The organism is Niallia sp. Marseille-Q9988 (assembly GCF_976954375.1).
The window spans coordinates 308,277-334,052 of sequence record NZ_CDRJSZ010000004.1 but is presented as its reverse complement, the minus strand read 5'-3'; the positions used below and the strand labels follow the sequence as shown (position 1 = coordinate 334,052).

General features: G+C 35.1%; 19 protein-coding genes and 1 other annotated feature. Of the genes, 5 read left to right on the top strand and 14 right to left on the bottom strand.

The genetic code is table 11. The annotated features are described in order from the left end of the window. Nucleotides 1-200 precede the first annotated feature (200 nt). From ACWNMZ_RS08540 to ACWNMZ_RS08485, 12 genes are all read right to left on the bottom strand, one after another. Complete coding sequence (locus tag ACWNMZ_RS08540; protein WP_235252205.1) at nt 201-734, bottom strand: acyltransferase; 534 nt, start codon at nt 732-734, stop codon at nt 201-203. Continuing rightward, nucleotides 731-1,393 carry a pyrophosphatase PpaX gene (ppaX, locus tag ACWNMZ_RS08535; protein ID WP_396953894.1) on the bottom strand — a complete coding sequence of 221 codons (663 nt, stop codon included), beginning with the start codon at nt 1,391-1,393 and terminating at the stop codon, nt 731-733. Before ppaX ends, ACWNMZ_RS08540 begins: the two co-directional genes overlap by 4 nt. A 12-nt stretch (nt 1,394-1,405) precedes the next feature. After that, nucleotides 1,406-2,218, bottom strand: a complete 813-nt coding sequence (gene lgt, locus ACWNMZ_RS08530) for a prolipoprotein diacylglyceryl transferase (protein WP_251629509.1) — start codon at nt 2,216-2,218, stop codon at nt 1,406-1,408. Nucleotides 2,219-2,310: 92 nt separating this feature from the next. After that, a complete protein-coding gene (gene hprK / locus ACWNMZ_RS08525) occupies nt 2,311-3,240 on the bottom strand; it encodes an HPr(Ser) kinase/phosphatase (RefSeq protein ID WP_031540655.1) in 930 nt (309 codons plus the stop codon). Between the two features lie 361 nt (nt 3,241-3,601). Then, nucleotides 3,602-3,958: a phage holin family protein gene (locus tag ACWNMZ_RS08520; RefSeq protein WP_251629507.1), complete on the bottom strand. Its 357-nt coding sequence runs from the start codon at nt 3,956-3,958 to the stop codon at nt 3,602-3,604. Between the two features lie 2 nt (nt 3,959-3,960). Next, nucleotides 3,961-4,149 (bottom strand): hypothetical protein, encoded by a 189-nt coding sequence (locus ACWNMZ_RS08515; protein ID WP_251629505.1) that lies wholly within the window; start codon nt 4,147-4,149, stop codon nt 3,961-3,963. Nucleotides 4,150-4,213: 64 nt separating this feature from the next. Beyond that, entirely contained in the window at nt 4,214-5,341 is a 1,128-nt protein-coding gene (locus tag ACWNMZ_RS08510; protein ID WP_251629503.1) for a DUF4097 family beta strand repeat-containing protein, read from the bottom strand. Nucleotides 5,342-5,847: 506 nt separating this feature from the next. After that, nucleotides 5,848-8,724: an excinuclease ABC subunit UvrA gene (gene uvrA, locus ACWNMZ_RS08505; protein ID WP_251629501.1), complete on the bottom strand. Its 2,877-nt coding sequence runs from the start codon at nt 8,722-8,724 to the stop codon at nt 5,848-5,850. A gap of 7 nt (nt 8,725-8,731) precedes the next feature. Further along, nucleotides 8,732-10,711 (bottom strand): excinuclease ABC subunit UvrB, encoded by a 1,980-nt coding sequence (gene uvrB / locus ACWNMZ_RS08500; RefSeq protein WP_031540651.1) that lies wholly within the window; start codon nt 10,709-10,711, stop codon nt 8,732-8,734. 518 nt (nt 10,712-11,229) lie between these two features. Next, nucleotides 11,230-11,457 carry a CsbA family protein gene (locus ACWNMZ_RS08495; protein ID WP_031540650.1) on the bottom strand — a complete coding sequence of 76 codons (228 nt, stop codon included), beginning with the start codon at nt 11,455-11,457 and terminating at the stop codon, nt 11,230-11,232. Between the two features lie 16 nt (nt 11,458-11,473). Next, entirely contained in the window at nt 11,474-12,337 is an 864-nt protein-coding gene (locus ACWNMZ_RS08490) for an STAS domain-containing protein (RefSeq protein ID WP_235251798.1), read from the bottom strand. Nucleotides 12,338-12,561: 224 nt separating this feature from the next. Beyond that, nucleotides 12,562-12,852, bottom strand: a complete 291-nt coding sequence (locus ACWNMZ_RS08485) for a hypothetical protein (protein WP_251629499.1) — start codon at nt 12,850-12,852, stop codon at nt 12,562-12,564. Between the two features lie 253 nt (nt 12,853-13,105). On the opposite strand from ACWNMZ_RS08485, the gene ACWNMZ_RS08480 reads away from it, so the two are divergent. Both ACWNMZ_RS08480 and ACWNMZ_RS08475 read left to right on the top strand, forming a co-directional pair. Next, entirely contained in the window at nt 13,106-14,128 is a 1,023-nt protein-coding gene (locus ACWNMZ_RS08480; protein ID WP_251629497.1) for an HD-GYP domain-containing protein, read from the top strand. Nucleotides 14,129-14,654: 526 nt separating this feature from the next. Next, the gene (locus tag ACWNMZ_RS08475) at nt 14,655-16,115 is read left to right on the top strand and encodes an IS1182 family transposase (protein ID WP_449598492.1); all 1,461 of its coding nucleotides are present in this window, start codon (nt 14,655-14,657) and stop codon (nt 16,113-16,115) included. Between the two features lie 556 nt (nt 16,116-16,671). Here the strand turns inward: ACWNMZ_RS08475 and adhE are convergent. Next, the gene (adhE, locus tag ACWNMZ_RS08470) at nt 16,672-19,284 is read right to left on the bottom strand and encodes a bifunctional acetaldehyde-CoA/alcohol dehydrogenase (RefSeq protein WP_449598581.1); all 2,613 of its coding nucleotides are present in this window, start codon (nt 19,282-19,284) and stop codon (nt 16,672-16,674) included. A 368-nt stretch (nt 19,285-19,652) separates the two neighbouring features. On the opposite strand from adhE, the gene ACWNMZ_RS08465 reads away from it, so the two are divergent. The 3 genes from ACWNMZ_RS08465 (at nt 19,653) to ACWNMZ_RS08455 (ending at nt 23,722) form a co-directional block, all read left to right on the top strand. Then, nucleotides 19,653-20,279 (top strand): TetR/AcrR family transcriptional regulator, encoded by a 627-nt coding sequence (locus tag ACWNMZ_RS08465; protein ID WP_449598580.1) that lies wholly within the window; start codon nt 19,653-19,655, stop codon nt 20,277-20,279. A 124-nt stretch (nt 20,280-20,403) separates the two neighbouring features. Beyond that, on the top strand, nt 20,404-22,605 hold the full coding sequence (locus tag ACWNMZ_RS08460; protein WP_449598579.1) for an MMPL family transporter: 2,202 nt from the start codon (nt 20,404-20,406) through the stop codon (nt 22,603-22,605). A gap of 241 nt (nt 22,606-22,846) precedes the next feature. Then, complete coding sequence (locus ACWNMZ_RS08455; protein WP_031540643.1) at nt 22,847-23,722, top strand: cation diffusion facilitator family transporter; 876 nt, start codon at nt 22,847-22,849, stop codon at nt 23,720-23,722. 110 nt (nt 23,723-23,832) lie between these two features. On the opposite strand, the gene proS is transcribed toward ACWNMZ_RS08455, so the two are convergent. Next, nucleotides 23,833-25,266 carry a proline--tRNA ligase gene (gene proS / locus ACWNMZ_RS08450; protein WP_031540642.1) on the bottom strand — a complete coding sequence of 478 codons (1,434 nt, stop codon included), beginning with the start codon at nt 25,264-25,266 and terminating at the stop codon, nt 23,833-23,835. Nucleotides 25,267-25,374: 108 nt separating this feature from the next. Beyond that, nucleotides 25,375-25,592 (bottom strand) — a binding site (T-box leader). Nucleotides 25,593-25,776: the final 184 nt, after the last annotated feature.

Below are 25,776 nucleotides of genomic sequence, written 5' to 3'. Positions count from 1 at the left end.
GCTAATATACTACCAAATTAAAGAGTTGTTTTTAGTGTACTCTTCGTCGTATCTTAGGTCAAGGGAAAAGTTGCATTTAAAAGAAAATTCGCTTAATCTTTCTATTTTTTATTAATTCTGACATTTTTAAAAAAACCTATCTATTCGTTACTCCAAAGATTATCAATCTTGGAATAACGGACAGATAGGCTATCTTCTATTTATTCATCTAATACATAAGAAGGTTCGTTTTTTCTGCGCTCTTCCATTTGTTCTGCTGTATAAATAACTTGCATTGGATTTCCACCAACAAAGCTTCCTGCAGGAACATCCTTATGGACAAGTGTACCTGCTGAAACAATTGCATGATCTCCAATTTTCACGCCAGGAAGAATCGTTGAATTGGCACCAATCATTACTTCATCGCCTATTTCAATCTCCCCCAGTCTGTATTCGTCAATTAAATATTCATGGGCGAGAATCGTTGTATTGTACCCTATCACACTATTCTTTCCGACTTTGATTTTTTCAGGAAACATAATATCAAGCATTACCATTAAAGCAAAGGAAGTATGTTCTCCTACCTTCATTTTTAAAAGCTTGCGGTACATCCAGTTCTTTACTTTCAAAAAAGGCATATATCTTGCTGTTTGGATAACCATAAAATTCTTAATTACCTTTAAAAAAGGCACAGTCTTATATACATGCCATAAAGAATTCGGTCCGCTAACTGGATATCTTGTTGTCTTTCTCATGATGTTTGAACTTCTGGAATAGAAAGGATATCCTTCATATTATCAAAAATATAGTCAGGATGATATTCCTGCAAGAATGCCTTTCCTTTTAATGTCCAAGCAACCCCAGCAGTTAAGGTACCTGCATTTTTTCCTGACAATATATCATGTTTATTATCTCCAACCATTATTGCTTCAGCTGGTGATGCCTTCAATTTCTCGAGAGCAAGAAGAACTGGCTCCGGATCTGGCTTTGCCTTTTTTACATGGTCCAATGCAACTACTACGTCAAAAAACGCATCTAATTTTGTTAATTTCAAGCCCATTTCTACCACATCAGAAAGCTTTGTTGATACAATCGCAAGTTTAAAGCCTCTTTCCTTCAGTTCCTTGATTGCATCATATACACCATCAAATATCGTAACAATATTATCATGATTCTCGATATTATAGGCACGATACATTGTCATCATTTCCTGTGCACGTAATTTATCAATGGATTCAAATGTTTCTAATAACGGTGGACCCATAAATGGAATTACATCTTCTCTGCCATATTTTCCTGGGTAATAATGATTTAATGTATGTAAATAAGAGGAAATTATTAATTCATTTGTATTAATAAGTGTTCCATCTAAATCAAATAATGCAGTATTAATTTTTCCAGTCAACCTGAACATCCCTTTCTATCATTAACCATTTGTATCTAAATAACGCTCACTTGCAAATCCAGCTTTTCTTCTATAAATAATGGTGACAACTGATAATACAATTAAAGCTAAAGAAATTAATTGAGCCATTCGTAAATCGCCAATCATTAGGCTATCTGTTCTCATGCCTTCTATAAAGAATCTTCCAATCGAATACCAAATGACATAGGATAAGAATATTTCTCCTCTTCGTAAATTAACTTTACGTAAAGCTAGTAAAATCACGAATCCAATTATATTCCATAATGATTCATATAAAAAAGTAGGATGGTAGTAAGTTCCGTTAATATACATCTGATCAATAATAAAGGTCGGCAAACGAAGTCCTTCTAAGAAGGAACGTGTTACTTCCCCACCATGTGCTTCTTGATTCATAAAGTTGCCCCAGCGGCCAATTGCTTGTCCAAGGATAAGACTTGGCGCTGCTATATCAATTATTTTCCAGAAAGGAATTCCCTTTTTCTTTGTAAAAATATAGGTAGTGACAACAGCTCCAATTAAGGCACCATGAATAGCGATACCTCCATTCCAAATTTTTGGAATATCACCAAGGTGATCTTTATAATAGCTCCATTCAAAGATGACATAATAAATTCTCGCACATATAATAGAGATTGGAATAGCCCATAACATTAAATCTGGAAAGTCATCCTTTCCTAGTCCTCTTCTATTTCCTTCTCTCATTGCAATAATAAGAGCAAGAATTAATCCAGAACCGATAATAAGTCCATACCATCTGACATCAATTGGTCCTAATGAAAAAGCAATTGGATCGATTGGTTGTATATCTTCCATCAGATTTCCTCCTATTTCCCATGTGTTTCTTTTAAAGGCTTGAGAAAAAAGTGTATTTTCACTTTACCATTCATTCCTTTAGTTACATTTCTTTAATTTTTTTCGTCAGAAATAACATTATTCAATTTATTGGTAAACTGTTCTGCTGCATTTACACCCATTCGTTTTAATCGGAAATTCATTGCTGCTACTTCAATAATGACAGCTAAGTTTCGACCTGGACGGACTGGAATCGTAAGCTTTGTTACTTCCGTATCAATTATTTTCATTTTCTCTTCGTCTAGCCCTAAACGGTCATATTGCTTGTTCTGCTCCCATAATTCCAATGACATAACCAAGGAGATTTTCTTATGTGTGCGTACAGCACCAGCTCCAAATAAAGTCATGACATTTATAATTCCTAATCCGCGAATTTCCAATAGATGCTCAATTAGCTCTGGTGAACTTCCAACAATTAAATTCTCATCTTCTTGCCTAATCTCCACACAATCATCAGCAACTAATCGATGACCACGCTTAACAAGCTCAAGTGCTGTTTCACTTTTACCAACACCACTTTTCCCCGTAATTAAAACCCCTACGCCATAGATGTCAACGAGGACACCATGAACCGCTGTAGTAGGTGCAAGTTTTCTTTCCAGGAAATTTGTAAGTCTACTAGAAAAAAGTGATGTTTTATGCTTGGACCGCAATACTGGTACAGCCAGCTCTTCAGATGCCTCTATTAACTGTGGTGGCACTTCCATATTACGAGTGATGATAATACCTGGAGTTGTATCACTACATAATTTTGTTAATCGATTTGCTCGATCTTCATCACTTAAACGTTGAGCAAATGTAAGCTCTGTCTTTCCTAGCAACTGAACACGCTCAGCTGGATAGTAGTTAAAGTAACCTGCCATTTCTAAACCAGGTCTTGATATATCACTAACCGTAATCGGTCGATTAATTCCTTCTTCTCCACTTACAATTTCTAAATCAAACTCTTCAATAACATCTTTTATTAATACTTTTGCCGCCATGAAGCTCCTCCTTTAAAGGTCTTTGCTGTTCGTTTTATAAACAGAACAAAACTGTTTAATTTTAGTCATTATTTAGAATTCCATATTCACTTTATTTTAGCATTAAAAGATAAATATATGCCAGAATTCAATCAAAATATTAGGAAAACAAGACTACTTATAGGTCCTCGTTTACATACTGTTAGTGGAAATGGGTAGCAGTTATGCTATTATGAAGCCAATAATGTCCATTATTATGGCTGTTTTCATAATGAATGTGCTAATATCTGCAGATTAAATCTACTTCCCATTCATTAATTTGGAACATAAAAAAACTGCCAATAAAGCAGGAAAATAGTTTTCCCCCTTTACTTAGCAGCGTTTACCTTTTTTCTCCACGAAGGACAGTATTTTGAACAATTATATTACAAATCGATAGGAAAATGCTAAAAAGTAAGCACATACTAAAACTTGATATTTCAAAACTGCTCCCCATCAATCTGTCTGTTAATGACAGTGTGATCGCATTAATGACAAATAAAAATAGTCCTAGCGATAATATTGTCACAGGTAATGTCAATAATATTAAAACTGGTTTTACAATAATATTTAGCAGAGATAAAACGGCACTAGCACCAATTGCAGCACCGATTCCTGATAAATAAAAGTAATCCTGAAATAAACCGGCTAATGCCACAAAGAAGATAGCATTAATTAATATCCCTATTATCCATCTCATTCTTATTGCTCCTCATTCTGCATAGTAAAAACCGATAAAGAAACTTCCCCACTGATGGTTAGTTGAACCAATCGGACCTTTACGGACAGTTGATTTCCCGCCTTTCTCCCATGAATTCTTCTCAGTCGATAGGAGGTAATGGTACTGACCGTTAAGAGTGGTAAAAATACGATAAGTGATATAATTAGCATTCGCACATTCTTTTATTCTCTATATCAACTATCGATTAATTAATTATCGGTTTTTCCTATAAAATTAATTGCCTGCTTTTTCAATTTTTTTAACCTTTATCGATCCAGTTTTTGTGTTTGCTTCCATTTTTGTATGATGATCACTTGATTGTATTGATTTAAATTGTAACGTTTTTTGAAGTACTTCACTTTTCTCTTCAATTATTTGAATACCCTCTAACTCTACATTAAAGCCGCCAAAATTCGTTTTTAATACACCACTAACGGCTAATGCTTCTGGCAAGCTTACCTCAATACTCCCTGTAGTCCCTTGGAACTCTAAAACTTCACAATTTTCGGCATGATTTGTACATGAAATACTTCCATTAAAGGATTGTAAATCCACTTTATTAAAGTACCCATCCACTGCAATCGAACCATTAATCGTTTCTGCATCAAGTTTCTGGATGTTTCCTTTATCAACTTTTATACTGCCATTCGCTGCATCTGCTTCTACTTTTGTATTTTCACCTGCATTTAGCGTTATTTTACCATTAGCCGTTTTAGCATACAATTTTTCCGCCTTTATATCAAATGTTGTAATCGGTCCATTAAATAAGCGAATGATGGTTGATTCATAGGACTTTTTAGGAACATAAACTTGAGTTTTTACCTTCATCCATTTATGATTTGTTTTGACTACTAATTGTTCATCATCTACAATCACTTGTATTTCCTTTAAAAACACCTTTTTTGCTTCTTCCAAAGAATTAACTCTATATACCTTTGCTTTACACTCAATACTAACTTCTTCTTGATCCCATGGAATGAGCTCAACTTCTCCATTAGGAATATCAATATCCAGTTTCTTTGGTGAAATATTATTGTACTGAAATATGTGAGAAACTTCTTCAAAATGACCAAAGTTCAAATCAAGGTCTACTTCTTTTACCTTCTTTATCGTTGTATCAACAAAATCAAAAAGTTTATCTTTTGCTGCTTGAAAGTTAAATCCATAATTTGAATTTGTTTCTTTCTTTTTTTCATGGAACTTTGCTTCTTCATGAAAATCTTCTAATATCTTCTTTTCTTCTTCATTTAAGGATTTCTTCTCACTTACTTCATCAACCTTTTCCATTAGCTTTAATGCTTCATCCACTGTCAATTTTCCACTTTCAACTAACTCTAAAATTCGTTTTCTCTCGTCAGCCACTTAAAATCCTCCTCAAAATTAACTAAACTGTTTTATTCTGTTTTCAACATTTAAAAATAATTTGCTAATGCTTAGCCATAAACTACAAAACGGTTTTTAATGATACTCTGTGAATTATGAAATGATTGGCTGTATTTTTAAGATATTATTTAAGATTAATGATGGAAATTACAATTAAAATTGTGATAAAAATGCTGTTTGCATAATAATTTCATTTTTTTGCAATAGAGTCCGTTGATGTCTACTCTAATTAATTCTGGATATCAACCATTAGCATTCAAAATTATCATCTCTTCATTCTAATACGAATTATCCCTCCGAAAAGTTTCAATCCTTTTATTTATCTATTTACTTAAAGCTAATAATCTTTTTTATTTTATGTCATTATTTTTCATTTCAGAAGAATTCTGTGGAAGAAATAAAAAAGGGACAGGGCCATTTTATAGGAAGTCTGCTTTGCTATAAACTAATCGACTCTTCTACTGTCCCCATCCCTTTATCCTATATTAAGTTGTAGCAATCTTTTCTGCTTCTTCTATATGATTCTTCATTCTTAGTCGATCTCTCTCCAAGATTGGCCTTAAATATTTCCCCGTATAGGATCCTTTAAGGTCTGCAATGTCTTCTGGCGTACCTGTTCCTAAAATAGTACCACCTTTATCTCCGCCTTCTGGACCTAAGTCGATAATATAATCTGCAGTCTTTATTACATCCAGATTATGTTCAATAACGAGTACTGTATCGCCATTTTCGACTAATCTTTGAAGCACGATCAATAATCTTGAAATATCATCAACATGTAAGCCTGTCGTCGGCTCATCTAAAATATAAAAGGACTTGCCAGTAGAACGGCGGTGTAATTCAGATGCTAATTTGACCCTTTGCGCTTCCCCACCTGATAAAGTAGTTGCTGGCTGTCCGAGTTTAATATAACCTAAGCCAACATCAACAATTGTTTGAAGCTTGCGATGAATCTTAGGGATATTTTCAAAGAAAGCTACTCCATCTTCTACTGTCATTTCCAAGACATCTGAAATGTTTTTCCCTTTATATTTTACTTCCAATGTTTCTCTATTGTATCGTTTTCCATGGCATACTTCACATGGAACATACACATCTGGAAGGAAATGCATTTCAATTTTTATGATTCCATCTCCACGACAAGCCTCACATCTTCCGCCCTTTACATTAAAACTAAAGCGTCCTTTTTTATATCCACGTACTTTAGCTTCATTAGTCGTCGCAAAAACATCCCGAATATCATCAAACACTCCAGTGTAAGTCGCAGGATTTGATCTTGGAGTTCGTCCAATTGGAGACTGATCAATATCAATAACTTTTTCTAACTGGTCGATTCCTTTAATTTCTTTATGCTGGCCTGGCTTTGCTTTTGCGCGATTCAGCTTTTGTGCTAAGCCTTTATGAAGAATCTCGTTAATTAACGTACTTTTTCCAGACCCTGAAACACCAGTGACGGCGATAAACATTCCAAGGGGGATTTTTACATTTACATTTTTTAAATTATTTTCTTTCGCCCCAGTTATTTCAATAAATCTACCATCACTTTGTTTTCTCTCTAATGGAAGTGGAATGAATTTTTTTCCAGATAAATATTGACCTGTTATTGATTGAGGATCCTTCATTACTTCATCTGGTGTTCCGACAGAAATAATTTCTCCTCCATGTACGCCCGCACCAGGACCAACATCGATTAAATAATCTGCTGCCATCATTGTATCTTCATCATGCTCTACAACAATCAATGTATTTCCGATGTCTCTCATTTGTCTTAATGTATCAATTAATTTATCATTGTCTCTTTGATGAAGACCGATAGAAGGTTCATCTAAGATGTAAAGTACGCCTGTAAGTCTTGATCCAATTTGTGTTGCCAAACGAATTCTTTGCGCTTCGCCTCCAGATAGAGTTCCCGCTGCTCTACTTAAAGTCAGATAATCTAAACCAACATTTATTAAAAATCCGACTCTCTCTTTTATTTCCCTAAGAATCAAGTTCGCAATTTGTTTTTCCTTTTCAGTTAAATCAACCTGCTCCATAAATTGATAGCACTCAACAACTGATTTTTCCGTGATTTTTCCTATATGCTGGCCATTAATTAATACTGCTAATGCTTCTTTCTTTAACCGATAGCCTTTACATGTACGACAAGGCTGTTCAGCCATGTATTTTTGCATTTGCTCTCGAATATAATCAGAGCTTGTTTCCTTAAATCTTCTTTCGATATTTCTTATAACACCTTCAAACTGAATATCATTTTCTCTAACTTGGCCAAAGTCATTTTCATATCGAAAGTGAATATATTCTTTGCCTGATCCATAAAGAATCTTATCTATTAGATTTTTAGGAATATCCTTTACGGGTATGTTCATATCAATGCCATAATGGTTGCATACACTTTCAAGGAGCTGAGGATAGTATTGAGAACTAATAGATTCCCATGGAGCAATCGCATTATCTTTTAGAGTCAAATCCCAATTAGGAATGACTAAATCAACATCTACTACTAGTTTATTTCCGAGACCATCACAATCAGGACAAGCTCCAAATGGACTATTGAAGGAAAACAGTCTTGGCTCTAATTCCCCAATAGAGAATCCGCAAATCGGACAAGCATGATGCTCGCTAAAAAGCAATTCTTCCTCCCCAATTACATCGATAATCACTTTTCCATTCCCAAATTGTAATGCGGATTCAAGGGAATCTGCCAGTCTTGCAGCAATCCCTTCTTTCACTACAAGGCGATCAATTACTACTTCTATATTATGTTTCTTATTTTTATCTAAGGAAATATCATCACCAATTTCAAACATTTCTCCATCGATTCGTAATCGAACATATCCCTGCTTTTTCACATCTTCCAGCACTTTTACATGGGATCCCTTCCTCCCTGATACAACCGGAGCGAGCACTTGAAGTCTAGTTCTTTCAGTATATTCTAGAATGCGATCAACCATCTGTTCAATTGTCTGGGAAGATATTTCAATTCCATGCTCTGGGCAAGTTGGTCTTCCTACTCTTGCAAATAATAGTCTTAAGTAATCATAGATTTCAGTTACTGTTCCAACTGTAGAGCGTGGATTTCGGCTAGTTGTTTTCTGGTCGATGGAAATAGCAGGGGACAGTCCTTCAATCGAATCTACATCTGGCTTATCCATTTGCCCTAAAAACTGTCGCGCGTATGCGGATAAAGATTCAACATATCTTCTTTGTCCTTCTGCATAAATGGTATCAAAAGCGAGAGAAGATTTCCCGGAACCAGATAAACCAGTTATGACTACTAATTGATCTCTTGGAATAGTTATATCAATATTTTTTAAATTATTTGCTCTTGCACCTTTTACAATAAGTTTATCCATTGCCATTTTTTGCTCACCCCTCCGCCTTTAATTCAAGCAATAAATCGCGAAGCTCTGCAGCTCTTTCGAAATTCAGAGCTTTTGCTGCTTCCTTCATTTCGTTCTCCATTTGGGCAATCATTGCCTCTTTTTCCTTTTTCGTCAATTTATCAAGTTTAACAGAAGTTGCATATTCTTCTGGTTCTTCTGCTGCTTGCGTAGCACGAATGGAATCTCGAATACCTTTTTGAATCGTTTGCGGAGTAATACCATGTTCTTCATTATATTTCTCTTGGATTTCTCTCCGTCTTTTCGTTTCACTTATTGCTACTTCCATTGAATGCGTCATCTTATCTGCATACATAATAACATGCCCATTCGAATTTCTTGCTGCACGTCCGATTGTTTGAATTAAAGATCGTTCCGAACGAAGGAACCCTTCCTTATCAGCATCTAAAATAGTGACTAATGATACTTCTGGAATATCCAATCCTTCCCGTAATAAGTTAATCCCTACGAGAACATCATATTTGCCGAGACGTAATTCTCGAATGATTTCAATCCGTTCTAACGTTTTCACCTCAGAATGTAAATATTGTACTTTAATGCCGATTTCTTTCAGATAATCCGTTAAATCCTCTGACATTTTTTTCGTAAGCGTCGTTACCAGCACCCGCTCATTCCGTTTAATTCTTTCATGAATCTCAGCAATTAGATCATCAATCTGTCCTTCAATTGGACGAACGTCAATAGTTGGATCAAGTAATCCAGTTGGCCGAATGATTTGTTCGATCATTACCGGCGTATGCTCCATTTCATACGGACCAGGCGTTGCAGAAACACAGATCATTTGATTTATATGCTGTTCAAATTCTCCAAAGGTTAACGGGCGATTATCAAGTGCAGATGGCAAGCGAAAGCCATGCTCTACTAGCACACTTTTCCTTGCCTGGTCCCCATTATACATTCCTCTAATTTGCGGAAGTGTAACATGTGATTCGTCAATGACAAGAAGAAAATCTTTTGGAAAATAATCCAATAAAGTGTAAGGTGTTGAGCCAGGAGGTCTTAATGTTAAATGTCTTGAATAGTTTTCTATTCCCGAACAGAACCCCATCTCTCTCATCATCTCAAGATCATAGCGAGAGCGCTGTTCCAAACGTTGTGCCTCTAATAATTTATTATTTTCCCTTAGTTTTTCTAATTGTTCTTCTAATTCCTTTTCAATGTTCTCAATCGCCACTTTCATTTTCTCTTCTCTTGTTACGAAGTGAGAAGCAGGAAAGATGGCAATATGATTCCGTTCTCCTAATATTTCGCCAGTTAATGCATCTACTTCACGAATCCGATCAATTTCATCTCCAAAAAATTCTACTCTAATACAATGTTCATCACGAGAAGCGGGGAAAATTTCAACAACATCTCCACGAACACGGAAAGTCCCCCGTTTAAAATCGATATCATTTCGATCATATTGGATATCAACTAGTTTACGAAGCAGTTGATTTCTTTCTAATTCCATACCAGTCCTTAAGGAAACAACCATTTCTCGATATTCCTCTGGAGAACCTAAACCGTAAATACAAGAAACACTGGCAATTATAATAACGTCATCTCTTTCAAACAAGGAAGATGTTGCAGAATGGCGAAGCTTATCAATTTCATCATTGATGCTGGCATCCTTTTCGATAAACGTATCCGTTTGCGGGACATATGCTTCTGGTTGATAGTAATCATAATAGCTGACAAAATACTCTACTGCATTATTTGGGAAAAACTCTTTAAATTCACTATATAATTGGCCAGCTAGTGTTTTATTGTGAGCAATGATTAACGTTGGCTTCTTTACTTCTTTAATAACATTGCTAATTGTAAAGGTTTTACCAGTCCCAGTCGCCCCTAGCAATGTCTGAATTTTTTCGCCTTCTTTAATTCCTGATACTAGTTTTTTTATTGCTCCCGGCTGATCTCCTTGAGGCGTATACTTTGAAACTAATTCAAAATCATGATTCACTAAACCATCCTCCGATCTATATGCACTTCTTTTTATTCATACGTCCGTTGGTCCTTTATGTTTAGGCATATCTATTACAAGCTATTTTCATAACCTTTGTTGTTTTATAGAGTTAAACACAAAAAACTTGTTCATTCCATTTCACTCCATATACTTACATTCTCCCAGAGGAAAGTAAGGGAATGCGGGGTCTCACCGTTATAGGATTTATGCGGGTACCAGGAGGCTTTTAAAATAAACAAAATTTCAAAATTCGACGTTCGTATTAAAGTCTTTTTTTTATAATTTCCTACTTATGTAATCAACATATCACCATTCTACCACAAACCACCTATTTCAAACCACAAAAAAGAGAACAAACATTCTATTTATTTCATCAGCAATTTTTCTATGGATACTAAATTTCAAAAAAAAAAAATGACTATACGAAAATACCTATCATCTTTATCGACGTAAAATCGTTTAGTCATTCTTCTTTTCTATTCTTTTTTAATACTTTTTGAAATGTAGCCTAAACATTATTTATTCGCTACTTTCTCTTTCCATCTTCTGCTAATCATATATCCAATCGTCATAGAAAATGCATCCACAACAATTAATAGAAATGTATCAGTATATCCTTTATACACAGAAGCAGCAATTAAGGCGACAGTTAATATTAATCCAATAATTGGATAATAGGTAGCTTTTGAAAAAAGTATTACTAATAAGCATGGAAAAAATAGTGCAGCTAGATATTTCCCCATCTACATACACCTCTATTTAAACAAATTTCGTTTCATTAACCATTAACCCAAATCTTTCAAGAGCACTTGCTAAATTATTAAATATCGGAATTTGGCTAAAGTCTACACCTAATTGTATGGCTGTTTGCGCCACCTCTGGCCTTAATCCAGAAAGATACCCTTTTACACCAATTAAACGCAGTGCATGTATAACATGAAAAATTTGATGTGCAACCATTGTATCAATAAGAGGTACTCCTGATAAATCAATGAATAAATGATTAAAGCGTTTTTCATTGCATTCCTTCAAAGTATTTTCCATGATTAATTGTGCCCTCTTTGTATCAATATCTCCAATTAATGGAAGCACCCCAATCCCCTTTGTTATGGGAATCACTGGACTGCTTAATTCATAAATGGTTTCTTGCTGTGCTGTCAATTGCTGAAATTTGTATTCATCATAAGAGCCAATAAAGATATTTACAAATAGATCAAATGCATATTGTACTAATCGTATCCATTCAAACAGTGTCGTTATCGTTAATTGATCAGTAGTTTCTGCAGAAAATTTTTCAACATATGATAAAAGAATTTCTTTAACTGTGTTAAGCTGTTCAATCGATTCCAGAATAGGAACCAAATCTTTTGCCCGCTTTTCCGCAACTTTAACAGCCCATTTAGAAATATTGGCTGAATATACTTCCTCTTCCTCAATAAATACCTTAATTACATTTTCTAAGAGTATTTGGTGTGCTGTAACTAGTTCTTCCATACTGTCTGAGGATTTATTGATTGAATAATAATTAGATGTACTATTCTCTATTGTGCTCAGCCATTCCTCACGCATGTCTACAAGATGATCATATAAATAGGTATATAGGCTTTTCATACATTGTTCCAACTATTTTCTCCTCCTAATACAAGAAACAAACCTTCCTCACTCATCTATACAATCGTTTTCCCATTTAGAGTAATGGAAGTATCCACAACTTTTTTAGTCAATTCCCTACTTGTTTTTGGAATCAATTAAAGGCATTTAAAATAAATATCTATTATTATATAGTTGTCACCATAGTGAAACAAGTGAGAAGCCTTGTGATAGTAAGACGAGAATAGATAATTTCTTTATGAATTTTGTAATAAACTTGTTGCAATTACTTGAAAAATTGATTCCAGAGAGGATGCTCTTTTTTTGGCGTTTTCTAATAAAAAGATAATTTCTGCAATGTCTTTTGGACTTAGTTTTTCTACTATCCAATCTTCCAAATCCTGATTTTTAATTACTTTATGTTGATTAGGTATATTTATGGTAGGAAACTTTATCAATTCATTATGGATAAAATCTAAATGTTTTTGATATTCTTTTTTATTATGTACATAATATGTATTGCTTTCTTTCAGCTGATTTCTATCCATTTGTGTATTCCCCTCTCTTTGAATCTACTAAAAATGCCCAATTTCTTCTATTCTTTTCGGTTAAATATATAGTAATTATAATAGGAAAACATTGCTAAAGACCTTAGTCCCTAGTAATTTCTACTAAAATAGGTATTTAGGATTATTCCAACTGGTCATAAAGTCTGTTTTATCCTTGCTGGAGGTAAGGTAATATTTACTAATAAGGGGATGTGACGTAGCAAAATAGCATGAATTAAAGGAGACAAAAGACATGGAAAAAGTAACTGCTGATATTACCGGATATCGAATAAAAGAAGATGTTTATTCTAACTCCATTGAAGGTTTATTTCTACTCAAAAAAGGCTCCACTCTTACGAAAAAACATGTTGAATTACTCACAAAACATCAGGTAAATCCATTTGATGTGATTAATCCGACTGAAGAAGCCTCTCTTTCCTCCGAAAATAAAGAATTTTCTACTTTAATAGATGAAGTGAAAGAAACCTTCCATTCCATTATCGAACAGCAAAATGATAATGTGGATAGACTTCTTCATACCTATGAAAAAGCAATTGATTTTTCCCTTCAAGAATTAGCAATTTTAGATATTATCCATAAGGAAGTAGAACCTGAGAATTATATTTATCAGCATAGTATTAATGTTGGAATTATTTCAGCAATCATAGGCAAGGTTTTAGGATTAGCTAGGAAGGAATGTTACCTCCTAAGCCAAATGGGACTATTCCATGATATCGGCATGCTAAAAGTTGATCCATCCATTTTACAAGCGCAAGATCGCTTAACGCAAAAAGAATATAAGGAAATTCAAAAACATACAATCTATGGAAAAAGTATTTTATTTCAGATTTCTCAATTAGATATATTAATATCGAGAACTGCTCTATTGCATCATGAAAAAATAAATGGAAAAGGCTATCCATCTCATCGAACAGAAAAGGATATTCCATTCTTAGTTCAAATTGTTTCGGTTGCAGACATGTTTAATAGCATGTGTTCCTCACACACCCATAAAGAAAAGAAAACCTACTTTGAAGCGATCAATGAATTAGTGAATGAATCATATGGAAATGCATTAAATCCTGCCATTGTCATTCCATTTACAAATTTTATTATGAGAAAGCAACTCTTTAAAAAGGTTACTTTATCCAATAACGAAACAGCAGAAATTATCTTTATCCATCAAAATGAACCACATCTCCCGCTTGTTCGTCAAGAGGACTCCTATATTGATTTACGTAAGACATCTTTGAAAATTACAGGCTTAGCCAATTGAATATAAGAGGCTGGGACAAATCTATATAACTAATCTTTAAAGACGAACAATCTCTAATTTAGCTCTTAAATAAAGCTACTTTTTCATATTAGTTATTTATGGTTTTAAATATATTCAAGTGTAAAAACCAATTCGTTCCATTGCGCTACGGACACTCCCTTTCCGCGGGGAGGAAGCTGAGCCTCCTCGCTGCGAGACCACTGAAAAACTGATAGCTATTGATGATTGGTCGTAACCGCCTTTTAAACTTAGATGTGTAAATTGTTTTCCGAGGTGACCACATGACTCATTGGGGCGAGCGCCGAGCCGCTTCGTCGCTACGCTCCTGCAGGGTCTCGGACTTTCTCGCTGCTCCCATAGGAGTCAAGCGGTCACCTCTCCAAACCAACTTAATATTCGCTTTCAAATAATTAAATTCTTATTTAATTTGGAAAAACTCCCAAAAAAAGGGGGAATATGCGGAATTTCTCCCCATATTCCCCCTTTTTCTTATATAATGGAAAAAAACGTTGGTGGGGAGTATTTTATGCTTGAAAAACAAGAGACATTAAACTTAAGTCCATATATGTTTATCTACGATTTAGTTGTTCCGAAAGATAACATGCTTCGCCAAATAAATGATTTGGTTGACTTTTCCTTTATCCTGGAGGAACTAACATCCAAGTATTGTTTGGATAATGGAAGAAACGCTATCCCACCAATCCGTATGTTTAAATACCTACTCTTAAAGGTAATCTTTGATTTATCCGATATCGATGTGGTGGAACGTTCTAAGTATGATATGTCCTTTAAATATTTTTTAGATATGGCTCCAGAAGATCCAGTGATCAATCCAAGCTCCCTAACGAAATTTCGGAGAATGCGGCTTCAAGATATTGCTTTATTAGACTTATTAATTGGGAAAACAGTAGAAATCGCAGTGGAAAAGAAGATAATCACGAGTAAAACGATTATCGTAGACGCCACCCATACCCTTTCCCGTTATCGAAATAAATCACCGAAAGAATATTTACAAGAGAAAGCCAAAAAAGTACGAAAGTTAATTTATTCGTTCGATGAATCGATAAAGGAAAAATTTCCGGCCAAACCTACTTCGAATGAAGTAGAAAAGGAGCTTGCCTATTGTTCCGCATTAGTAGAAGTAATAGAACAGGAGGCAAAGGTCGTACACATTCCAGCTGTACGTGAAAAAGTAAATGGATTAAAGGAAATAATAGAAGATTTCCAGGAACAGTCGTCTTATTCCAGTGATGAAGATGCGAGAACAGGTTATAAATCCGCTGACCATGCCTTTCACGGCTATAAAACGCATATTGCCATGTCTGATGAACGTATTGTGACTGCCGCTGTTATTACCTCTGGAGAACAAGGAGATGGAAAGTATTTAAAAGAGCTAGTGGAAAAGACAAATGAAGCAGGAATGAAGGTAGAAACTATCTTAGGAGATACAGCATATTCTGCAAAAGAAAATTTAGAATATACCAAGGAAAATAACATGCAGCTTGTTTCAAAATTACACCCAGTAATAACCAATGGACAACCTCATCGTAAGACGGGATTTGAATTTAACAAAGATGCCGATATGTATGCCTGTCCCGCTGGTCACTTAGCCATTAAAAAAGGAAAAAAGAAACGAGAAAAAGATGAAAACAGAAATCCGCAACTAAAATATTTTTTTGATGTTGAGAAGTGTAAAGTTTGTCCATTTAAAAATGGGTGTTATAAAGAAGGAGCGAAAACAAAGTCGTTTTCCGTTACGATTAAATCCAATACTCATTTGGAACAAGAGGCATTCCAAAAGACAGAAGAATTCAAAAAAATGGCAAAAGAACGATATAAAATAGAAGCGAAAAATAATGAATTAAAGAACAGACACGGGTTGAAAAAAGCAACTTCCTCGGGTTTATTTGGTATGCAGATTCAAGGGGCCACCACCATATTTGCGGTGAATTTAAAAAGAATTCTAAAGTTAATGAACGAAAAATAAGGGGAGGAATTGAAGGATTTAGGAAATTCACCTTTCATATATGGAGATATGTGGAAATAAGACATAAAAAACTAGAAAACAGATTTACCGATGATTTTTAGGATTTAAAAATCATCGGTTTTTCAGTGCCCTCCTCGCTACGCTGCGGGGTCTCAGCCTTTCCTCTACTTCCCGCAGGAGTTGACCGTCCTCCGCTCCATTCCACTTCGTTTTTAAAGGCTATTTCCTAAAAAATATTGTTTTCCAAAGAAAAAATAAATTAGTTGGAAGAACGGAGCAGCCTGAATACACGTAGACGCCACGGGGATTAGCAAGACAGTCTGAGACCCTGCAGGCGGAAGCAGACCGCGTCTCAGCGCGAGCCCCACGGAAAGCGAAGTGTATTCAGGCTGCGGATAATAGCAACAAACTTCATGGAACATCCTTTTTAAAACGAATAAAAAAGCCCAAATGATTATACGAACCTTTCATTGGCACCTTCGTATAATCATTCAGGTTTATTTTAAGCTGGAATACTTATGTCCCAGCCTCAAATTGTTTGCTCTTTGACTTGATTTTAAACCCCTTTAAAAGCTTTTCTGTAAATGTCTGCTAATTCCGTTACTAATGGTAATTTAGGGTTAGCTGTTGTACATTGATCTTCAAAAGCACGATCTGCTAAATAATCTACTTTTGCTTCGAATTCTTTTGGATCTACACCTTGTGCTGCAATACTCATTGGGATATTTAATTCTTTTCCAAGTCTGATTACTGCTTTGACAAAGCTGTCTACTCCTTGTTCCACAGTATTAGCTGGCAATCCTAGAATTCTTGCAAGCTCTGCATAGCGCTCATCTGCTTTAAAGTATTCGTATTTAGGGAATGCCATGAATTTTTTCGGTTTCTCTGCATTATAGCGAATAACATGTGGCAATAAGATGGCATTTGAACGACCATGTGCGATATGGAATTCGGCACCTAATTTATGTGCCAAGCTATGATTAATTCCTAAGAATGCATTTGCGAATGCCATACCAGCTATTGTAGATGCATTATGCACTTTTTCGCGTGCCTCTTCGTCATTTCCATTTCTATATGCTCTTGGTAAATATTCAAAGATTAATTGAACTGCTTTCACCGCTAATGCATCTGTATAGTCATTTGCCATATTAGATACATATGCTTCCACAGCATGTGTTAATACGTCCATTCCTGTATCTGCCGTTACAGCAGGCGGTACTGTCATAACAAATTGAGGATCGATGATAGCTACATCTGGTGTTAATTCATAATCAGCTAAAGGATATTTAATGTTTTGTTCTTTATCTGTAATTACCGCAAAAGATGTTACTTCGGATCCTGTACCAGAAGTAGTTGGAATAGCAACAAATTTAGCTTTACCACCTAATGATGGATATTTATAAACCCTTTTACGGATATCTAAGAATTTTTGCTTTAATCCGAAGAACTCTTCATCTGGATGCTCATAGAATAACCACATACCTTTTGCTGCATCCATTGGAGATCCACCACCAAGTGCGATAATGCAGTCTGGTTGGAATTTAGCCATCATCTCTGTTCCTCTAACAACTGTTTCAATAGATGGATCTGGCTCAACATCAGAGAACACTTCTACTTGCACTAGATTTGAACGTTTTCTTAAGTTATAAAGTAATTTATCCACATATCCAAATTTAACCATGTATGGATCTGTTACGATAAATACTCTAGAGATATCCTGCATTTTTTGTAAATACTGTACAGAATTTTTCTCAAAATAAATTTTTGAAGGTACTTTAAACCATTGCATATTTACATTCCTTTTTGCCAATTTTTTAACATTTAATAAATGAATGTCTGTTACGTTAGTAGATACAGAGTTTTTACCATAAGATCCACAGCCAAGTGTTAAAGAAGGCATGAATGCATTATAAATGTCACCGATTGCACCTTGAGAAGATGGGGCATTGTTGATAATACGGCATGCTTTCATTCTTAGGGCAAATCTTTCTATTACTTTCGGATCTTCAGAGTGAATGACTGCTGAATGTCCTAATCCGCCAAACTCTAACATTTCTTCTGCACGTTTAATTCCATCTTCTGTTGATTCCACTTTATAGCATGCAAGCACAGGGCTCAATTTTTCTCTAGATAGAGGATAATCAGGTCCTACACCTTCTAATTCAGCAAGAAGAATTTTTGTATCTTCTGGTACTTTTACTCCTGCTAATCCAGCGATATAATGAGCAGATTTACCAACTATATCTGGATTTACAGCACATGTGTTTTCATTAATTACTAGTTTTTCTACTTTTGCCAACTCTTCTTTATTTAAGAAGTAGCAGCTATTTCGAATCAATAGATTCTTTACTTCATCGTAGATTTCTTTGTCAATGATTACTGCTTGTTCAGATGCACAAATCATTCCATTATCAAATGTTTTTGAAAGAATCAGATCGTTCACTGCTCTTTTAACTTTCGCTGTTTTTTCGATATAACAAGGTACGTTACCAGCGCCAACACCAAGTGCAGGTTTTCCACAACTATATGCAGATTTAACCATTCCTGGTCCACCAGTTGCAAGAATTAATGCAATATCATTATGATTCATTAACGCTTTAGTTGTTTCAACGGAAGGTTTTTCTACCCATTGAATACAGTTTTCCGGTGCACCTGCTTTAACTGCTGCATCTCTTAGGATTCTAGCTGCTTCACTACTACATTTCTGTGCAGATGGATGGAAAGCAAATATAATTGGATTACGTGTTTTTATCGCAATAATAGCTTTAAACATTGTTGTAGATGTTGGGTTCGTAACAGGTGTTACCCCTGCTACTACACCTACTGGATCGGCAATTTCAACAATTCCCGTTTGTTGGTCTTCACTTATTACCCCAACTGTACGATCATACTTAATATTATGGTAGATATATTCAGTAGAGAATATATTTTTTGTAATTTTATCTTCATAAATGCCTCTACCAGTTTCTTCAACTGCTAGCTTAGCCAAATACATATGTTTATCTAGACCAGCAAGAGCCATAGCCTTTACAATCGTATCTACTTGTTCTTGATCTAAAGACATAAATTCTTCTAGTGCCTTTTTCCCTTTTGCTGCCATCTCATTAATAACGGTTTGCACATCAACTTGCTCATTTTGCACTTTTACTTCTTTTTCAACAACTGACATCACTAGATCCCTCCAATATAGAGAATAATAATGTGAAACAATTCACAAGTAACTTTAAAGAAAAAACCACTTTATAAAGTAGTTGATTTGTGAAATTTTTCACAAACTATTCTTTAAAGAAAAACTACTAATATAGTAGTTTATTTTGCCTACTAACTTCCTACAATCTTGTTGCATCTTTTCGTAATTTCTTGTTGTTTCTCTTTACATGCTTATCATATAACGACTTGCCGAAACCTTCAAGCCTATTCATTAAAATTTGTTCAGTTTTTCACAATGTTGTTCACATTTTATACAAATTTGAAATAAATCCTTGTTTTACCTATAATATAAAATGTGATAAAATAAACAATGAAAGGGTTTACAATATGGACGGAAAATCGGAAAGAACTAACACGGATCATGATACCTATCAATTTATAATCCGTGTCTCCTATCAGTTGTTTATGGAATTGGGATTTCGTAAGGTCAGCACAAGGATGATTGCAGAGCGTTGTGGAATTACACAGCCAGCCTTATACCATCACTTTAAGAATAAACAAGATATTTATAAAGAAGTAATTATTACGTCTATTCAACAGACTGAAAATGCTTTATTAAAAATTACGAAAGAATATCAGACCCTTCAAGAATGTCTTTACCATATTGCTCTTTATTTTTTAGAACATTATCAAGAGGATCTCATGCAAATGTTCCATGACTTACAACATGAGATGCCAATTGATATACAAACCCAACTAAGAATTCGCTGGCAAGAGGGATTTTTCAAACCGATTAAACATGTGTTTGATATGGCCGAAAAAGAGAATAATATTTCTTTTCAAAAAATGGAAAGTAATAGCGAAGAAATAGCCTTCACGTTTCTACAATATATTCAAACCGCCATGCATCCTTCTCATATGAAAAAACTTTCTAATGCAGAACAAACAAAGGAAATCCGGCGTAAAGCAAAATTAGTCGTTCATTTATTTTTATTTGGAATAGTAGATAAGTAATGATTTTTCAAAAAACACTTCCTTTCTTACAAAAATAAATATATACTCTCCTTATCACTCGATAAGTTTTTTTACACATAACTTATCAAGTGATAAGTCATGTGTATTTTAAGGAGTGAACAAAATGAAAGAGTATATTCATCGCTATTTTACCGCTGTCACTAGTAAAAAAGGAAAATGGATAATATTATTTGCTTGGATTCTCCTTGTTGGGATATTAAGTCTACTTTTCCCTCAAGCCAATTCACAAAAAAACGACTTAGCTAGCAATGTTCCAACTAATGCTTTATCCCAACAGGCAGAAGAAAAAATGAAGGAGGAATTTTCTAATGACCAAGGAACTCCTGCGTTAATCACATGGTTTCGCTCAACTGGCTTAACAGATAAGGATGTTGAACAAATACAAGAACTTACGAACCAATTAACAAATACGCCACTTGCTCATCAAGAAGCAATTATTCCTTATCATCAACTACCTATTGAGGGAGTCAAACAACAAATTTCTGAAGATGGAACAACTCTAGTTCTCCCTATTTTATTTTCAAATAATATAGCTACTAGTGAATTAAAAACTAGTATTCAAAAGCTAGAAACTGTTGCAAATAGGATATTTGAAAAAAATCCGTTTAACACTGCACTAAAGGATGAAACGATATTACATGCAAGGACTACTGGCCCAGTTGGTATCTCCATAGATGCAACAGAGCTATTTAGCCAAGGGGATTTATCGTTACTCATTGGAACAGTTATTATCGTGCTAATCTGTTTACTTGTCATTTATCGTTCTCCTATTTTAGCGTTAATTCCTTTAATTGGAGTAGGTATTGCTTATGGAGTTATCAGTCCTTTGCTTGGTTTCATGGGTGAACATGAGTGGATTGAATTCGATTCACAAAGTATTGCTATTATGACTGTATTACTATTTGGAGCAGGTACAGATTATTGTTTATTTATTATTAGTAGGTATCGAACGTATTTAACCAAAGAATCGATTAAAGAAATGGCGATGCAAAGAGCATTGCATCGATCTGGTGGTGCTGTGGCAATGAGTGGATTAACAGTAGTATTTTCTCTTCTTGTCCTATTATTTGCCCAATATGGTGCCGTGCAACGATTTGCAATCCCGTTTAGCTTAGCTATATTTATTATGATGATAGCCAGTCTTAGTCTTGTCCCATCCATTCTAGCTATTATTGGTAGATTATCTTTTTATCCATTTGTTCCGAAACTAGAAGAACAAATTATAAATGGTAGTATAAAAAAGGCGGATATAAAAAGAAATACACTGGGTAAAACAATCGGAAATGTAGTAACACAGCATCCATGGAAAGTGTCCATTCTAACGACATTATTTCTGGGTATTTTTGCTGCATTATCCCTTAAAACAGTATATACCTATGATTTATTGTCTTCATTTCCAGATGACATGCCCTCAAAAGAAGGGTATACATTAATCGAAGAACATTTTAATGCAGGCGAACTCGCTCCAGTATCTGTCATTATTGATACATCAGGAGCAACATTAAATATAGAAGAAGAATTAAAAAAATTAGCTTTCATTGCAACGGTTTCGGAGGGAGAATCGGGTATAAACAAACCTAATTTAGTAAAATACTCGATTGAATTAGAAACAAATCCTTATTCAAATCAAGCGATGGATGAACTCCCTATTATTCGTGATACATTAGAAGAGAAGCTTGCTGAAAATGGCATAAAGGAACCGAATGAGAAGATATGGATTGCAGGAGTAACTGCGGAACAATATGATACAAGAGAATTGACAAATCAAGATGTAAAATTAATTATTCCAATTATCTTAATCATGATTGCTATCTTGTTACTTGTTTATCTTAGATCCATTATAGCAACATTCTATTTAATAGCTTCTGTACTACTTTCTTACTTTGGTGCCCTAGGCTTAGGGTGGGTCATTCTTCATTATGGATTTGGAGTAGAAGCAATTCAAGGCTTAATCCCCTTGTACTCCTTTGTCATTATCGTTGCTTTAGGAGAAGACTACAATATTTTCATGATATCAAGCATTTGGAAAAAACGAAAAAAAATGCCTCTCCTACTAGCAATAAAAGAGGGAGTTGCAGAATCAGGTGGGGTTATTACTTCTGCAGGAGTCATTTTAGCAGCTACCTTTATGGTGTTGACTACTTTACCTATGGAAGTGCTTGTCCATTTTGGAACGATAACCGCTATTGGGGTTGTACTAGACACCTTTATCGTGAGACCTTTTTTAGTTCCTGCAATTACTTCTCTATTAGGAAATACAGTCTTTTGGCCAAGCAAGAAAGTATATGTAAAAGGAAACGAATAAGTGATTATACGCCTCCAAGGTTTGTCTTAAGATAAGTCTTGGAGATTTTTTATCTCTTCTAGTTTATTAAAGTCAGTGAGATTTTTTTCCACATGCTAAGTAATATTAAATGGATGAAGTTTTCCTCTAGCTAACTATTTTATCTCTCTAACACTTTTGTTGATATGTATAAAAACGTTGCTCTAGACCCACCCTATAAGGAATTGATATGATAAGTGGGTTAGTTAAGGGGGCATTTGTAATGGACAAAAAATATGCAGACTTAAAGCTTGGAGAACGTGCTGCGATATTGAGCATTTTTACATATATTGTACTAGCTTCTGTTAAATTATTTATTGGAAATAGCACAGGTTCCCAAGCCCTAAAAGCTGATGGTTGGAATAATTTCACAGATATTATTGCATCTGTTGCTGTACTAATCGGGTTGCGTCTTTCGCAAAAACCAGCGGATAAAGATCATCCATACGGTCATTGGAAAGCAGAAACTGTTGCTTCTTTAATTGCTTCCTTTATTATGATGAGTGTCGGATTGCAAGTATTATTCCAAGCCGTTTCTTCCTTCTTTAGCCAGACAAGGCAAGCACCTGATTTAGTAGCGGCATATACGGCCATCGCTTGTGGTGCTGTAATGTTTGGTGTTTATCGCATTAATTTACGTTTAGGTAATAAAATTAATAGCCAAGCAGTTAAAGCGGCTGCAAAGGATAACTTCTCCGACTCAATGGTTAGCATTGGGACAGCAGTTGGGATTTTTGGCGCTCAACTAAAATTAACCTTTTTAGATCCCCTTGCTGCCTGTATTGTTGGGCTATTAATTTGTAAAACAGCCTGGGGTATCTTCCGAGAAACAACTCACTATTTAACAGATGGATTTGATGTTTTATTAATTGATCAATACAAAAAAACTATTTTGCGTACAGAAGGTGTAAAAGCTGTAAAAGAGATAAAAGCAAGAAACTATGGAAACAGTCCAGTTGTTGATGTTGTCATTACAGTTAACCAGCAGTTAGATGTTACTCATGCCCATGATATTTCTTCCGCTGTTGAGAATGCTTTAATTGATGAGTTTCATGCACTCGAGGTACATGTGCATATTGAGCCAGACGAAGACAAATAAAAACGAAGGAATATTGGTACCGCCCTCCAAAAATTAGAGTAAAAACATTTCGGAGGTCACCACCATTTTTATTCCTTCGTTTATTTCAGCTAGATAATACAGCTAAAGTTTTAATACGCCTTAGCCCAATATACTAATTTACTTGCTTTCTTGCCACAGCATACACAAGTATCTGCAATTGCCTCCTGTTCAAAAGGCATGCATCTAGAAGTTGCACTTGTTTCTTCCTTGATTTTATCTTCACATGCTTGATCTTCACACCACATTGCTTTGATGAATCCTGGCTTTTCTTTTGATATCCATTGTTTAAATTCATCGAAGCTTAAAGCAATATGAGTATTTTCTTCTCTATGATTGATAGCTTTCTGTAGTAAATTATCTTGGATATCCTTTAACAATTGGGCAATTGTATCTTCTAGTCCATCCATTGATACAAATTGCTTTTCTCCAGTATCTCTGCGAACGAGCACAACTTGATTTTTTTCTATATCCTTTGGTCCTACTTCTAGACGCAAAGGAATCCCCTTCATTTCATACTCATTAAATTTCCAGCCTGGCTTTTTATCACTTCCATCAATGCCCACTCGAATGGAACGGTTTAATTTCTTTTGCAAATCATAGGCAAAATCCAAAACCCCTTCTTTATGCTGGGCAATTGGTACGATCATTACTTGAGTTGGCGCAATCATTGGCGGCACTACTAAGCCACGGTCATCCCCATGAACCATAATCATGGCACCAATAATTCGAGTAGTAAAGCCCCATGATGTTTGGTGAACATGCTGGAGATTTCCGTCCCTATCAGAGAACTGAATTCCAAATGATTTTGCAAAGCCATCACCAAGATTATGAGACGTTCCTGATTGCAATGCTTTTCCATCATGCATCAAACTTTCAATCGTATACGTATACTTAGCACCAGCAAACTTTTCTTTTTCTGTTTTTCTCCCTTTAATAACAGGTAGCGCTAAGTATTTCTCACAAACTTCCGCATAAACTTCAAGCATTTGAGTAGTTTCTCTATCTGCATCTTCTTCTGTTTCATGGCATGTATGCCCTTCTTGCCATAAAAATTCTAATGTACGCAAAAATGGGCGAGTGGTCTTTTCCCAACGTACTACATTTGCCCACTGATTATATAGCTTTGGAAGATCGCGGTAGGAATGGATAATATTTTTATAATGCTCTGCAAAAAGAACTTCAGAGGTTGGACGCACACAAAGTCTTTCTGCTAATTCTTCCTCTCCTCCATGGGTCACCCATGCTACTTCTGGAGCAAATCCCTCGATATGATCCTTTTCCTTTTGCAATAGACTTTCTGGTATAAAGAGTGGCATATAAACATTTTCATGTCCTGTTTCTTTAATGCGTTTGTCTAATGCCTCTTTAATATTTTCCCATATTGCTGTTCCATATGGGCGAATAATCATAGACCCTCTTACACTTGAATAATCGATTAGTTCTGCTTTTGTGACAACATCTGTATACCATTGAGCAAAATCTTCTTCCATACTAGTAATGCTTTTTACAAAATCCTTTGCCATTTTAGAAGCCTCCTATTTTATTGTTTTTTATCGATATTATTTCTCTATAACTTTTACTTTTAAAGGTCCATCTTTTTGAAAAAGACCATTAAAAAAGCTTTGCCTCTCATTAGGGACCATAATAATGGCGGTACCACCCTAATTCAAAGCAAAGCTTTACACTCATCCATGGTAACGGTATTGAACCGCTGAATCTTTCTAAACAATGTCTATTCGATACAGAACGAAAAAGGCAGGTTCCACAGGTAGCCTATAGGTCCTTTCAGCAATTAGACCCTCTCTTCTAATAGACATGGCTGTATACTATTCCTTTTTATAGTTTCTTTATTCATTTCTTTGTGAAAAATCATATCGGATAGATTCATTATTGTCAATATGGATTTTTTTATTCTTTTTCTAATAGATAGATTATAGTTTGTTCCTTTTTCTTGCATTTTGTAAGGGAGGTGAGTGCTGAAGGCTAGTTTTCTGTTACCTTTTCTTGCTCTTTCTCTTGCTTTCGGGCTTAGA